Origin of the sequence: Streptococcus raffinosi (assembly GCF_030284685.1) — a bacterium.
GTDB lineage: Bacteria > Bacillota > Bacilli > Lactobacillales > Streptococcaceae > Streptococcus > Streptococcus raffinosi.
The window spans coordinates 100,955-116,186 of the sequence record NZ_JASUZV010000005.1 but is presented as its reverse complement, the minus strand read 5'-3'; the positions used below and the strand labels follow the sequence as shown (position 1 = coordinate 116,186).

General features: G+C 39.4%; 12 protein-coding genes. 10 read left to right on the top strand and 2 right to left on the bottom strand.

Features of this window, described 5'->3' with window-relative positions:
* Positions 1-6 precede the first annotated feature (6 nt).
* The 10 genes from QRD39_RS04785 to htpX all read left to right on the top strand — a co-directional run bounded on the left by QRD39_RS04785 (position 7) and on the right by htpX (position 13,518).
* Positions 7-1,908 (top strand): P-loop NTPase fold protein, encoded by a 1,902-nt coding sequence (locus QRD39_RS04785; RefSeq protein WP_285955831.1) that lies wholly within the window; start codon positions 7-9, stop codon positions 1,906-1,908.
* 27 nt (positions 1,909-1,935) lie between these two features.
* Complete coding sequence (locus QRD39_RS04780; RefSeq protein WP_285955830.1) at positions 1,936-2,688, top strand: hypothetical protein; 753 nt, start codon at positions 1,936-1,938, stop codon at positions 2,686-2,688.
* Between the two features lie 42 nt (positions 2,689-2,730).
* Entirely contained in the window at positions 2,731-4,335 is a 1,605-nt protein-coding gene (locus QRD39_RS04775) for a type I restriction-modification system subunit M (protein WP_285955829.1), read from the top strand.
* A gap of 120 nt (positions 4,336-4,455) precedes the next feature.
* Positions 4,456-4,794, top strand: a complete 339-nt coding sequence (locus QRD39_RS04770) for a type II toxin-antitoxin system RelE/ParE family toxin (RefSeq protein ID WP_285955828.1) — start codon at positions 4,456-4,458, stop codon at positions 4,792-4,794.
* Positions 4,787-5,872 (top strand): HigA family addiction module antitoxin, encoded by a 1,086-nt coding sequence (locus tag QRD39_RS04765; RefSeq protein ID WP_285955827.1) that lies wholly within the window; start codon positions 4,787-4,789, stop codon positions 5,870-5,872. Before QRD39_RS04770 ends, QRD39_RS04765 begins: the two co-directional genes overlap by 8 nt.
* 84 nt (positions 5,873-5,956) lie before the next feature.
* On the top strand, positions 5,957-6,892 hold the full coding sequence (locus QRD39_RS04760; protein ID WP_285955826.1) for an Rpn family recombination-promoting nuclease/putative transposase: 936 nt from the start codon (positions 5,957-5,959) through the stop codon (positions 6,890-6,892).
* Between the two features lie 532 nt (positions 6,893-7,424).
* Positions 7,425-10,760 (top strand): YSIRK-type signal peptide-containing protein, encoded by a 3,336-nt coding sequence (locus tag QRD39_RS04755; RefSeq protein WP_285955825.1) that lies wholly within the window; start codon positions 7,425-7,427, stop codon positions 10,758-10,760.
* A 143-nt stretch (positions 10,761-10,903) separates the two neighbouring features.
* Positions 10,904-11,908, top strand: a complete 1,005-nt coding sequence (locus QRD39_RS04750) for a DNA/RNA non-specific endonuclease (protein WP_285955824.1) — start codon at positions 10,904-10,906, stop codon at positions 11,906-11,908.
* A 148-nt stretch (positions 11,909-12,056) separates the two neighbouring features.
* On the top strand, positions 12,057-12,617 hold the full coding sequence (locus QRD39_RS04745) for a LemA family protein (RefSeq protein WP_285955823.1): 561 nt from the start codon (positions 12,057-12,059) through the stop codon (positions 12,615-12,617).
* A 1-nt stretch (position 12,618) separates the two neighbouring features.
* A complete protein-coding gene (gene htpX / locus QRD39_RS04740) occupies positions 12,619-13,518 on the top strand; it encodes a zinc metalloprotease HtpX (RefSeq protein ID WP_164376425.1) in 900 nt (299 codons plus the stop codon).
* A gap of 48 nt (positions 13,519-13,566) precedes the next feature.
* Here the strand turns inward: htpX and QRD39_RS04735 are convergent, their stop codons facing one another.
* Positions 13,567-14,214 carry a metal-dependent transcriptional regulator gene (locus tag QRD39_RS04735; protein ID WP_285955822.1) on the bottom strand — a complete coding sequence of 216 codons (648 nt, stop codon included), beginning with the start codon at positions 14,212-14,214 and terminating at the stop codon, positions 13,567-13,569.
* Positions 14,215-14,293: 79 nt separating this feature from the next.
* Entirely contained in the window at positions 14,294-15,220 is a 927-nt protein-coding gene (locus QRD39_RS04730) for a metal ABC transporter substrate-binding protein (RefSeq protein ID WP_285955821.1), read from the bottom strand.
* Positions 15,221-15,232 lie beyond the last annotated feature (12 nt).

Genomic DNA, 15,232 nt, shown 5'->3' with positions numbered 1-15,232 from the left:
TGAAGTATGGAGCATGAATTCATTAAGTTAGAGCACATTGATACCACAATTGCAGCAAAAAACTTTTCTGTATTACTCAATGATAATAAAACATATTTTCTGAATGGTAGTTGGGGATCTGGTAAGACTGATTTTTTAGAAGAGGTGAAGAAAAATTCCCCCAAGAAACTCATTACAATTGATTTTTGGAGACTAACAGATACTAGGTCAACAATTGAGATTGCATTTTCAAAATTACATCCATTATTATACTGGGCTATAAGAGTAGGTGTTGTTCTTCTAGTGGCTGTATCTATACTGATGACTAATCTTGTTGATATTGGGTTGAGTAATTATTTTGGTGGCTCAAAACCTTTGATTTTGAAACTAGGAGGGGTAGTAGCATTAATAGTTGCTGTATGGCAAGTCTTTAAGAAAAAATCGGATGAATTTTATTGTTTCTTACTAAGTAATTCTCTAAAGTTCCCAAAGTTTTCAAAAGTACTTATTATTGATGACTTTGATAGAATGTCTGAAAAGCAACAAGAAGAAAGTTATAAACTTTTCAGTTTGGTAAATGGAAAGTTGCCTATTGTTTTTGTTGGTGATATTACAAAGGTTCATAAAAGTGACGATAATTATTTATCAAAAATAATTGATAGACAAGTTGAACTACCATTTGATTTGCATCCAACTAAAATATGGAATAACTATTTTAGTGTTTTAGAAGATAAATTTAATATAGGACTTTCTAATGATTTTAAAAAAAGAGTAAGTTCTGATCAGAAGAATTTACGAGATAGAGAACACTTTAATGATTATGTCAATCAAGAATTCTTTAGAAGGGGAAAGTTTGGTCGTGTTCAAGTTGAGCAGCAATTACTAGTGATTTATGCTTATCTATTTTATCCAGAACTATATAATAATATTATTGAAGGTGTTTCCATTACAATCAAGGATTCCGAGGAAACAGTTTTTCAAAGTGTGACTAAAAAAGGCCTCACGATAAAAGAACAATTATCTAAAATCCAGAGATTCGAAATTTTAGGTTATCCGTTTTGTTTTAATAGAAATCCGCAAGGATATCAAGTTTACGAAGTATCTTCTAATCGTACAGAAGATGAATTAGATATTTTATTTGATAATATGTCAGAAGATTTAGTTAAAGAATTGGTTGAGTCGGATAAATTGACTGATTTTTACCAATATTTAAATACACAGTATCAAACATTTTCTGAGAACCAACAAAACCAACTCTTCGAGATAGCCATAAAAGAATCCTTGAAATTAAAAAATAGTCCCTCGATGAATTTTATAATCCAAGAAAGGTTTTCGGAACTTTATTACTCAGTTAATGGTGAAGAAACTGACCTTATGGACTTAGATGGTGAGGAGTTTAATGCTAAACGAATTGAGAGAATAGAGGCTATTTTTGAGCCTCTGGGATATGATCAGTCACAAATAATTTATATTTTAGAAAAGCACAATGTATTGAGCTTCCCTGAGTTAGGAAAGTCTTACACCAACCTAATAATTACTCCTGAAACTATCTTGAAATATAAGAGAAAGGATTTTATACTTTTAACCTATCTACATTGTGAAAATCTATCAAGACAGTTTATAAATTGGGATAGAAATATATGGGAATGTATAGATTTATTTGATAACAGGGAATTTTTGTCATTTTGGAGATTTCAATCAATTATCACAAATAATTTAGATATTAAAGACTTTGATATTAAAGACTTTGATATTATTCCTGAGGATAAGAGGTATACTATTTGGATTGGTAGATATTTGTCCAAATTTCCAGATGATTATATTGATTTTAGGGAGTCTGTCATTTCTAAGATTAAACCAATACTTGAAAAGATGGAGAAGGAAGGTTTTATATTTACTGAAAAAATTGATGAAAGACATAAAAGATAAGCAAGAGTATTTTCAAAGGAGACAAACATGGTATCAGTAACACAACGTATTAAACAGATTAAGCAGCCTCGTGGTGGTTATCTGCCTGTTAAGGCTTTTACTGTGACGACGCTTGATGATGGTCAGGGTCTTAATCCTGAGGAGTCTATTGCGGCTAGTTTGGTTGGGACTGCTGTGGACTATCTCAGTCGTTTCATGGATGGGACAGCTGTTGAGGAGGCTTTTGAGATTTCCTTGCTTGGTGCTCGTGCCATGAGGATGGAGTCTAAGACTTTTGGTCTTCTGGATGATGTTAAAGGGCTAGACGATTTGTCGATTACTAAGGCTTGTCAGTTGGCAGGTTTTGATAGTGCTTTTCGTGCTGGTCCTCTGGCTTATCGTCCAGTGGAGGGGATTGTTCCAGATCAGGCGACTATTGCTAATATTCGTACCATGGTTGAGCGTAGTTTGAGCTTTTTCAAGGCCTTTGGTCCTGTGACTGCGGATGGTTTTACCATGGAAGGGGCTTATACAGCTACCATAACGACTGGTGATGGGGATTTCCTGACCAAAGATACCCTTTGGGACTTTAAAGTCACCACCAGCAAGCCTAATAAGGACCATTCCTTGCAGCTATTGATTTACTATCTCATGGGTAGGCGTTCGATTCATCTAGAGTTTCAAACCATTGAAAAACTAGGCATTTTTAACCCACGTCAAAACACCATTTACCAACTTCCCATTTCTGAGATTTCAGATCAAGTCATCAAAGAAGTGGAAACAAACGTGATTGGCTATTAGAACTAATAGGATAACATTCAAAAATACAAAGAAAGAAACATTATGTCAGAAACAACACAAACCTCCCAGTCGCTCTACCAAGCGCTGTGGAACTCAGCGGATGTGCTCCGCTCTAAGATGGATGCCAATGACTACAAGTCTTATCTCTTGGGTATGGTCTTTTACAAGTATTTGTCGGACAAGATGCTCTTTTTTGTGGCAGAGACCATGGAGGAAGAGACAGAAAGCTTGGATGAGGCATTGGCAGTCTATCGTAAATACTACGAGGATGAGGAGACTCACGAGGACCTTTTAGCAGTCATCACTGATGAGATGAGCTATGCCATTCATCCTGACTTGACCTTTACGGCCTTAGTGGAACGAGTGAACGATGGAAGCTTTCAGTTAGAGGACCTGGCTCAAGGCTTCCGTGATATTGAGCAGAGTGACGAGCTTTATGAAAACCTTTTTGAAGACATCGACCTCTACTCTAAGAAACTTGGGGCGACTCCTCAAAAGCAAAACCAGACGGTTGCGGCTGTGATGAAAGAGTTGGCTGTCCTAGATGTGGCAGGTCATGCAGGTGATATGTTGGGGGATGCTTACGAGTACTTGATCGGTCAGTTTGCGACGGATTCAGGTAAGAAAGCTGGTGAGTTCTATACACCGCAACCTGTTGCCAAGCTCATGACTCAGATTGCCTTTTTAGGTCGTGAAGACAAGCAAGGCTTTACCATCTACGATGCGACTATGGGGTCAGGCTCGCTCTTGCTTAATGCCAAACGCTATTCACGCCAGCCACAGACAGTGGTTTACTTTGGTCAAGAGTTGAACACCTCAACTTATAACCTGGCACGTATGAACATGATTCTGCATGGTGTGCCGATTGAAAACCAGTTTTTACACAACGCAGATACCTTGGATGAGGATTGGCCAACCCAAGAGCCGACTAACTTTGACGGTGTTCTCATGAACCCACCTTATTCAGCCAAGTGGTCTGCCAGCTCAGGTTTCATGGATGATCCTCGATTCTCACCATTTGGGAAACTAGCACCTAAGTCTAAGGCCGATTTTGCCTTCCTCTTGCATGGTTACTATCACTTGAAACAAGATAATGGTGTCATGGCCATCGTCCTACCTCATGGGGTGCTCTTCCGTGGTAATGCTGAAGGGACCATTCGTAAGGCTTTGTTGGAAGAAGGTGCTATTGATACGGTAATCGGACTGCCTGCTAATATTTTCTTTAACACCAGTATTCCGACGACGGTTATCATCCTCAAAAAGAACCGCACCAATCGTGATGTTTACTTTATCGATGCCTCTAAGGAGTTTGATAAGGGGAAAAATCAGAACATCATGACGGATGCCCATATTGAAAAGATTCTTGATGCTTATAAGAGTCGTGAGGATATGGACAAGTTCGCCCATCTGGCTAGCTTTGAAGAGATTGTGGAAAATGACTACAACCTTAATATTCCTCGCTATGTGGATACCTTTGAGGAAGAAGAAGTGGAGCCCTTGACCGAGATTGTGGCTAAGATTAATCAGACCAATGCGACGATTGAAAGTCAGACAGCCTCACTTCTCGACATGCTTGGTCAGCTTCATGGAACGACACAAGAAGCGGACGAAGAACTCAAGGCTTTTGTGGAAGCATTTAAGGGGTAGTTTATTAGTTAAATGATAAAAGAAGTATCAGTCAAATGAAGTTTTGACTGGTCTTTTTTCTATGAATTTGATAATATTAAATTACCAAAAAGGTAATTTGAATCGAACGGAAAGGAATTTATGAAGCTAATCTATACAAATAAAACTGTTGAGAAACAGTGCACTGAGCTGAGGCGAGCGAAAAAGGATTTTTCGGATAAGGTTGCATTAAAGTTGCATCAGTTGATTAACCTTTTGGAAGCATCGGATTCTTTGGCTAGTGTGACGGCCTTTCCTAAGTATCATTTTCACCAATTAAGGGGAAAGAGAAATGGACAGTTTGCCTTAGATATAGATGTTCGAAGGAGTTCCTATCGTTTGATTGTAGGATTTCGTGAGGAAGATTTTGATAAGGTATTTTCTAGTCCGGTAGAAATCGAAATCTTGAAAATAGAGGAGGTTAGCAATCATTATGAGTAAAAAAGTGGTTGAGTACAAAGACCTGGTTGCTTTTCATCCAGGTCAGTATGTTGAAGACTTAATTGAGGACTATAACGTAACTCAGAAAGAATTTGCGGAGCGTTTGGGAGTCTCTGCCAAGACTGTCAGCAAGCTAGTTAATGCTGAGGAGTCTATTAGTAAGGAGACAGCTCATAAGTTAGCCAAGTTAAGTGGTGTTTCTATGCAGACTTGGCTCAACCTTCAAAACATTTATGATGTGAAAGTGGCTGAAATTGTAGAACAAAAAGAGCTTGATCAAGGCTGCGAGAAGGAAATCTGCGAGATGATTGACTTTAAGTATTTTAAGAAAAAAGGATACGTTCCAGAGAAGCGATATGGTATCGGTGAAAAGATTACAGAGCTTCGGAAGATTCTAGAAGTATCGAGTTTAGAATATCTCGTGACTTTTAACCATTTAGTGAGTTATCGTAATACACGTGACTTTACCGAAAAGAGTATCGTTAATTCCAATATCATGTTAGAGTTGGCTTCAAAAAAAGCTCGAAATAAAACGACCACGAAGCTTAATCGTAGAAAGTTAGAGAAAAATTTACCAACTTTAAGAGAATTGACAAGAAAAGATCCAAAGGATTTTGCTCAAGAGTTGACCGATATCTTGCTAGAGTGCGGGGTTGTCCTAGTGGGCCTTCCTGCTTTAGCAAATGCCAATTTAAATGGTGCAACAAAAAAATTTGGAAACGGTAGTGTCTTGTTGTTATTAACAGATCGTAATAAAGCATCGGATATTTTTTGGTTTTCACTTTTCCATGAGATTGGCCATATTCTGCAGAATGACTTTTCGTCCGATGATGAAGGTAGCGACTCTTATCGACGTTCTGAGGAACTAGCAGACCAATTTGCGAAAGATTTACTAATTGCCCCTCAAGACTATCAAAGATTTATAAATGAAGGTTGCTTTGATAAACAAGCGATTAAGAAATTTGCTGAAGAAATCGGTATTCATCCTAGCATTGTTTTAGGTCGATTGCAGAATGATGAGTATTTGGGTTATGATCAATTTAGAGACTTAAAAGTGAACTATTATTTGGTTTCTTAATGGATCTTATAGTGCAATCAAAAGCTTTTTCCGAATAATAGAAGTAGAGGGGCCACCCCTCTATTTTTTCTTAAGGAGAGGTAGATGGAAAAAAGACACAAGCATGTCTCGCCGACCTTGGATATCATGGCGAAGAAGATTTTTAGCCTGCCCGAGGTGACGGTGGCTTTTATTCGAGATATTTTGGATTTGGATGTTGTGGATGCTCAGATTTTGGAGGGGACACAGCTTCATAAAAAGGACTTTGAGGAGGATGAGCTCTTCTCAACTTCAGTGGATGTTCGAGCTAAGTTGAATGATGGAACCGAGGTCATCATTGAGATTCAGGTGCGCAAGCAGCATTATTTTCTCAATCGTTTTCATTATTATTTGGCTAACCAGCTGGTGGAAAATGTGCAACAATTACGCCAACAAGGACAGACACACAAGATGTACGAACAGATGGAGCCTGTTTATGGTATAGCTATCTTGGAGAAGACCTTGTTGCCTGATGAGGAATCCCCGATTAATACTTATTGGATGGCCAATAGTCGGACGGGCAAGCCTTTGAATTCTTACTATAAGGACGGAAAACGTCAGAACCTTCTTCAGATTGCCTTTTTAGAGTTGGATAAGTATAATAAAGGTAAGCATATTACGGATGAAGGGCGGCAGTGGCTAGAGTTTTTTGGAAATCTCCCATTTTCTAAGGAACCTAGTCAAGCGGTCACGCATGCCGATTCATTACTGGATTCATCCAGCTGGACACAGGAGGAAAAGGCGATGATTGATGAACGCATACGTATTCAAGAAAATTATGACATGACTATGGAAACAGCTATCGATAAAGCACGTGAAGAAGGCTTGGAACAAGGGTTAGAGCAAGGACTAGAGCGTGGACTTAAACAAGGGTTAGAACGAGGTCGTTATGAGGGACAACTAGAACTGATTCGTAAGATGCTGTCAAAAGGTCTGTCGTTAGAAGTAGTATCGGATGTGACTGGTTTATCGGTTGAAGAATTAGAGACATTGTTATCGTAAGAATCAGTTAGGAATAAACATTTATTTGAAAAGTCAGAGGCAGTTTTTGTCTCTTTTTTTATTTTTGGGTATTTAACATTTGTAATACTTAAACATTCGGAAAATAATACTTTGAATCGTAAAATTAAAAAAGACTGTCAAACGTTTGACATAAATCTGAGAAAACAGATTTAATACAATTTGATTGTTTTAGCCGATAAATCTTGCTAAATAAGCCTTTATGGAAGTTTAGAGTTTTCTCTTTCTTACACGTGAAAGAAATTACCTTTTTGTGCGACATTTTTAGACTATAATTTAGAAATGAATAACTGAACTTTCTAATATGACATTTTTGTTAAGGCCTTGTTAAAATGGATTACTTAGCCTTTTATTTTGTGTTCTCATGACTTATAATTTGTTTTGGTTTGTTTTGGATTAAAGAAACAACAGCATCATTAAGTACATCAAATATTTAAGAGTCTCTGTTTTTAGTTCGAGAATAGCTTAAAACTAAAATGGAGAGATTGTGAAAAAAAGTATCGGGAGAATTAACTTGTTTAGAGAAAGTAAAACAAAACCAAAGTACAGCATCCGAAAATATTCCATTGGGGCAGCATCGGCTTTGATTGGCTTCATGGCCCTTGCCAATGGGCAAGCAGTTCAGGCTGACGAGGCACAATCGATTAGTGACTTGACTGATGCTTCAAATCAAGCGCAGGCCCCTCAAGCGGTTTCAACAGCTCAGTTGGCGACTTCAGAGCTAGCATCAGAGAGTGTGCAAGCTTCTCAGCCTGCCAATATTATGCCGTCTCAACCTCAGGTAAGGACTGTTCAAGCAGCTGAGCAGACTCCGACCATCGATCAAGTGATTGAGACAGGCACCTCTCAAAATCAAGGAACGTCAGCAAATGTCTTAACCAATGCGACTGAGGGTCAAGGACAAGGCAAGGAGTATAACACAGATGCCTACGGTGCCAAAATGCCTTACACGACTCATGAAGCAGAAAATGCGACTATCGAAAATGGAGCTACAATCCAACAGTCAACTGACATGGAATCTACGGCCGTGGAAGCGACGAACCAAACTTATGTCGAGCTTCCTAAAAAAGATGCAGCAGTTACTTTCAATGTCACCGAGCCAGCCAATGCTTTGAATGTGCGTTATACAATACCTGATGGTGCATCAGGTCAGTTGGATGTGCAGGTTAATGGTTCAAGCGTTGGTAATCTTGATTTGTCATCTCACTCAGCATGGCAGTACCTTAAAGGTGACCACGAATATGATCAAGTCGTTGATGGATCAAGTGCACGCTTCCGTTTTGATGAGACACGTCTTCTCCTCAAGGACATCCAATTGAAATCTGGTGATAAGATTTCTTTGGTTAAGAAGAAAGATGACAATGTCCCTTATGGTATTGATTTTATTGAGCTAGAACAGGCTCCAGCGCCAGTTGCCCAAGGTGAAAATAGCATAAGTATTGTGGATAAGGGTGCATCTGCCAATGATGATAGTGATGACACAGCTGCCCTACTTGCGGCTGTTGAGGAAGCTAAAGCTAGCGGAAAATCTGTCTATATTCCAGAGGGACGTTTCAATTTCGACAAACAAGTTAATATCGAAGCTGATAATCTAAAAATTTCAGGTGCTGGTGTTTGGCATACACAACTGCACTTTACAAGTGATAAACGCTATGGTGGTGGAATTGTCTTCGGTCATAATAGTAATGGTATTGAGTTGAGCAATCTTTATATGGATTCCAACTTGACCTCTCGTTATAACGAGGATGCACAGTACAAGGCTATTTCGGGAACACTTGGCAAGGATTCGAAAATTCATGACATCTGGGTTCAGCATTTTGAAGTTGGTATGTGGATTGGAGACTACGACCAGACGGGAAATATGAAGTATACGGACGGTCTTGTTATTGAAAACGCTCGTATCCGTAATAACTTGGCTGATGGTATTAACTTTGCTCAAGGAACCAAGAATTCAACGGTAAAAAACTCTAACATCCGTGGGAATGGTGATGATGGTTTGGCTATCTGGTCAAGTATTTCAGATGGGACAAATGCCGCAGCCGAGGAAAATAATAAATTCCTCAACAACACCATTGAATCAGGCTGGCGTGCGGCTGGTATCGGTATTTTTGGTGGTAAGGGTCATGAAATCTCAGGAAACCTCATCAAGGACGTCTTTGCTGGAGCAGGTATTCGTGTGAACACAGTCTTTGCAGGTCACAATTTTGACCTCAATGATTCTGGAATTAAGATTCATGACAATACCATTCTACGTTCAGGGACAACTAATGACCTCTATAACCTCCATCGTGGTGCGATTGATTTCCAACAAGTTCGTGGAACAATCAAGAATGTCGATGTCTACGATAATAAACTATTGAATACCTTGGCTGATCCAGTGATTACTAAAAACTTTGAGATGGGTGACAATGGTAATGGAGAAATCCGTATATCAAATAATACGATTGACAATAAGGCGACGATTGTTGGAGCTGTTTCAACAGTTTCTCCAACAAAGTCTGAGCCAAAGCCAGTCAATAATCCAGTCTCTGAGACTTCAGCATCAGAAACACCAAAGAGTGAAGCAGGATCAAGCACCCCAGTTTCCGAAGCATCAAACAGTGAAGTGGCATCTGAGACTTCAGCATCAGAAACACCGAAGAGTGAAGCAGGATCAAGTACCCCAGTTTCTGAAGCATCAACTAGTGAAGTGGTATCCGAGACTTCAGAATCAGAAACACCAAAGAGTGAAGCAGATTCAAGTACTCCAGTCTCTGAAGCATCCAATAGTGAAGTAGTTTCCGAAACTTCGGCATCAGAAACACCAAAGAGTGAGGAAAGTTCAAGCACTCCAGTTTCTGAAGTATCAACTAGTGAAGTAGTTTCTGAGACCTCAGCATCAGAAACACCAAAGAGTGAGGAAAGTTCAAGCACTCCAGTTTCTGAAGTATCAAACAGTGAAGTAATTTCCGAGACTTCAGTTTCAGAAACCCCAAAGAGTGAGGGAGGTTCAAGCACTCCAGTTTCTGAAGCATCAAACAGTGAAGTAGCTTCCGAGACTTCAGTTTCAGAAACCCCAAAGAGTGAGGAAAGTTCAAGCACTCCAGTTTCTGAAGTATCTAACAGTGAGGTAATCTCCGAGACTTCAGCATCAGAAACACCAAAGAGTGAAGCAAGTTCAACTGCTCCAGCCTCTGAGTCACCAAAGAATGAGGCAACTTCAGTAGCTTCATCTACTAGTCAGGTTGACGTAGCAATTACTTCTGACAGCCCAGAGACATCTCCAACTTCAGAAAGTACACAAAAGGATCCGATTAGCGAGGTTTCTTCAGAAGTTATTGAAAAGGGTTCAACAAGTCAGGTTGATGTCAAAGTTTCTGAAGCTCCAACAACAGCACGTACATCTGAAGTTGTCAGCATCTCGCCAAATAGTCAGGTCGCTTATAACAATGACCTAAAAATCTCTGTAACAAGTAGTCAGCTCGCCTCAGAAGCTATTCGCTTTAATTCTCTTTTGAATGAGAAGTCTGTGGATGTGATTGCAAGTAAAGTTATGGCGGTTATGGCCTCTGAAACATTAGCCTCAGAAGCGGCATCACTTACAAGCTCTGAAGGTGTTGCCAAAGAGATTAGCAGTGATTTGTCAGAATTGGCGGAAAGCAAGAAGGATGACACACCTAAGAATGTCGCCCGTATTGATAAAGCAACTGAGGCAAAACAGGTGGCCAAGAGTTCTGAAAGCCAAGCTAGCACTTCAAAAGAAAAAGGTAAGTCTAATACGACAACGGTCTTCCTTCTTGTCGGAGTTGCTGCAGCACTAAGTATATCTACAGTTTATCTTACAAAACAAGGTAAAAAAGCAGGTAAATAATAGGTAAGAAACATCCATTAAATTGGGTGTTTTTGTTTTTAAGCAAGCTCTAAGATACCTAATATCATTATTCTTTATTTTTAATCATCCACTTTGATTTGGTCCTGTATAATTAAAGTGATAAGAGAAATTAAGGAGTTAAGATGATGAAAGAAAAAAGAAATAGTAGGATTCGTTTATTTGCTCTTCTTGTTTTAGTATTTACTTTAGGATTCGGATTTTCATTTGATACTAGCAAACAATCTTCGGCTGTGAGCTCTCAAGTGGTTCAAGCGGATGAGAACAATGGTATCTTGACTTTTAATGGTCAAAAGCAGTTTGTCATGGAGGAGAAGGACCAGTTAGGACGTGCCCACAGTGCTCATATACAGTTACAAGATAAGGACGAGCCGAAGAATAAGCGTCCCGGTAAAATAAAATATGATCCTGTAGGATGGCATAACTATAAGTTTTATTATGGTGACGGTAAATCAAAATCTTGGCTAATGAATCGAGGGCATTTGATTGGCTATCAGTTTTCTGGTGTCAATGACGAGGGCAAGAATTTAGTACCTATGACTGCCTGGTTGAATTCTGGAAATTATAAAGGAACCGACGAAGGTAATCAGTCAGGTATGCTTTATTATGAGAATCGCTTGGATAACTGGCTAGCACTCCACCCTAACTATTGGTTAGACTATAAGGTAACAGCTATCTACAGTGGAGATGAGTTGTTGCCTCGTCAAGTAGAACTTCAGTATGTTGGTATTGATAGTTCTGGAAATCTCTTGGAAATTAAACTTGGTGGAGATAAGGAGACTCTTGACAGTAAGGGAGTTACGCATGTTATCTTGGATAACCAATCACCAAATGCAGAAATCAATTATGCAGATGGGACAGCGACAAATACGGTTACTGAATTTACTGAAGCGCCATCTGAGCCTAGTTCTGAGAGTTCACAGGTGACTGAACAACCAAGTTCTGAGCCAGAGCCTGTGCAACCTACACAAGAAGAAAGTAGAACAGTTTATGTGGCGCGTCATGGTACAGCAGATGTTTATTGGTATGACATCAACAGTATGCCTAGCAATACCAACAAAGCAAATGTCGTTACAATGACAGAAGCAGATGCCCTAGCCCAAGGTAAACGACACACGTCTAAAGAGTAATACAAAAGCTGGACAAGATGTCCAGCTTTTTTGTAAAACGACTCAGATTTTACCACTTTTATCTGAAAATTTGATATACTGAGACTATCAAAGATACTTGAAAGAGAGGTTAATTGACTCTTTTTCAGTACAAGAAAGGAATAAAAATATGATTTGGATTATTATTGCCATTATCGTTGTTCTTGTAATTTTTGTTATTGCAAGTTATAACGGCTTGGTTAAAAGCCGTATGCAAACTAAGGAGGCATGGAGTCAAATTGATGTTCAATTGAAACGTCGTAATGACCTTCTTCCTAACTTGATTGAGACTGTTAAAGGTTATGCAAAATACGAAGGTTCAACACTTGAAAAAGTAGCAGAACTTCGTAATCAAGTAGCAGCGGCGACTTCGCCAGCAGAAGCGATGCGTGCTAGTGATGAATTGACACGCCAGGTTTCTGGAATCTTTGCGGTAGCTGAAAGTTACCCTGACCTTAAGGCTAGTGCCAACTTCAGCCAGCTTCAAGAAGAGTTGACAAACACTGAAAACAAAATTGCCTATTCACGTCAACTTTATAACAGTGTGACAAGTAACTACAATGTGAAATTGGAAACATTCCCAAGCAATGTTATTGCTAAGATGTTTAGCTTTAAGGCTGCTGAATTCCTTGAAACACCGGAAGCAGAAAAAGCTGTTCCTAAGGTTGATTTCAGTGGATTAGGTAACTAATATGTTATTTGATCAAATTGCTCGAAATAAGAGAAGGACTTGGCTTTTACTTCTGGTCTTTTTCCTCTTGTTGGGTCTTGTTGGTTATGCTGTTGGTTATCTTTGGCTAGGTTCTGGTTATGGTGGATTGATTCTTGCCTTGGTTATTGGTTTCATTTATGCTGTGACCATGATTTTTCAGTCAACCAATCTTGTTATGGCCATGAATGGTGCACAAGAAGTGGATGAACAAACAGCCCCAGATCTTTATCATGTGGTTGAGGATATGGCAATGGTGGCACAGATTCCCATGCCACGTGTCTTTATTGTCAACGATCCTTCAATGAATGCTTTTGCGACTGGCTCTAGCCCTCAGAATGCTGCAGTAGCAGCTACAACAGGTCTCCTTGCGGTTATGAACCGTGAGGAGCTTGAAGGAGTTATGGGACATGAAGTAAGCCATATTCGCAACTATGACATTCGTATTTCTACCATTGCAGTGGCCTTGGCTTCTGCCATTACCATGTTAGCTGGAATGGCACGCAATATGATGTTCTGGGGTGGCGGTCGCCGTAGGAGTGATGATGATCGTGATGGAGGCAGTGGTTTGGAGATTATTCTTCTCATTGTTTCCTTAATCTCTATTATCTTGGCACCTTTGGCAGCCACCTTGGTTCAACTGGCCATTTCACGCCAGCGTGAATTTTTAGCTGATGCTTCTAGCGTCGAATTGACACGTAACCCACAAGGTATGATTAACGCTCTACTCAAACTTGATAATAGTGCTCCTATGCAACATCACGTAGATGATGCCAGTGCTGCGCTCTATATCAATGATCCTAAAAAGGAATCTGGTTTGCAGAAGCTCTTTTACACTCACCCACCAATCTCAGAACGGGTGGAACGCTTAAAACATATGTAAAAAAGAGAGACTGATGACACTTCTAAGGGTGTCTATCAGCCTCTCTTTTTAGATTGATTCGATATAAAGGTTACTAGCAATGGCTTCTGGGATTTGGATGTCCTTTCCATCAATATGTAGTCGGTAGAGTTGTGTGAAAGGGTCAAAGCCTTCCAAGGTAAAAGGTGTTCCAATTTTAAGACCGACAGTATGCAAATAATGGATTAGATCAATTTGATCTTGAACTCGACGAAGGACATAGTCTCCAGGAGCAAGGCCTTGTGTAAAAGTTTGGTTATAAAATTCTTCTATGAGTTGACCTGATTTGGGAATTTGCCCGCCATGTGGACAAGTTTGAGGATAATTGAGTAGGCGGTCAAGAGCATTGATAAAGTGATCAGAGACAGTATGCTCTAAAATTTCAGCCTCTTGATGAATTTGATCGCAAGAATATTGCAAGTGGTCCGCCAAAAAGACTTCGATAAGGCGATGTTTCCGATAGAGTTCAGCAACGTTGATTGTACCTGTTTCCGTTAGGAGATAGCCCTTGTCTTTATCTTTGATGATGAGGTCTTCTGAAATCAATTTTTTAATCATTTCCGTCACAGCAGGTGGAGACACCTCCATGCGGTTTGCGATTTCCTTATTAGTGATTTTACCTTCTTCAGTACCAATCTCATAGATACATTTGAGGTAGTCTTCTTTATTAGGTGTCATGTCTTTTCCTTTGAAAATAGTCTCACCTTAGTATAACAGATTTTTCAGAAGAATACAGAACATATCTCAGACAAGATTTTTACTGATTCAAGCCCTGGGCGATTTTATCCAGATTATATTTCATCATGTTGTAGTAGCTATCGCCCTTTTGCCCTTTTTTGGCAATAGAATCTGTAAAGATTTTTGCATAAATAGGAATATTGGTATCCTTAGCGACTGTTTTCATAGGGCGGTCATCGACACTAGATTCGACAAAGAGAGCTGGTACCTTGGTTTGACGGAGTTTTTCCACAAGTGTTTTGATCTGGTCCGGTGTGCCTTCTTCTTCAGTATTGATTTCCCAGATGTAGGCAGATGGTACTCCATAGGCTTTAGAGAAGTATTTGAAACATCCTTCACTAGTGACAATCAGTTTTTTTTCATCAGGAATGTTCTTAAAGGTCTCTTTAGCTTCTTGGTCCAGTTTACTAAGTTTGTTAGTATAGGTTTCTAGATTCTTTTCGTAATAGGTCTTGTTTTTGGGGTCCTTAGCAATGAGTTGCTTAGCAATATTTCGCGCATAAATAATCCCATTTTCCAGATTAAGCCAAGCGTGGGGATCCTCCTTGCCTTTTTCTGATTGACCTTCAAGGTAAATTACCTTAACACCATCACTAACTGCAAAATAATCTTTGTTTTCTATCTTATGGGCATTTTTAACCAACTTAGTAAACCAGGCATTCCCACCAGTTTCTAAATTGATACCGTTATAAAAAATCAAGTCAGCTTGTGACGTCTTTTTTACATCTTCAGGAAGAGGTTCGTATTCGTGAGGGTCCTTACCAACGGGGACAATACTGTGGAGAGTGATTTTATCTCCAGCAATGTTTTTGGTGATATCGGCAATAATGGAATTAGTTGTAACGACTCGTAATTTATCATTGCTACTGCCTTGTTTATTGCTACATGCTGCTAAAGCAACTACCGCTAAAAGTAATAGTGCCATTGTTGATAGTATTTTTTTCATAATATTTCCATC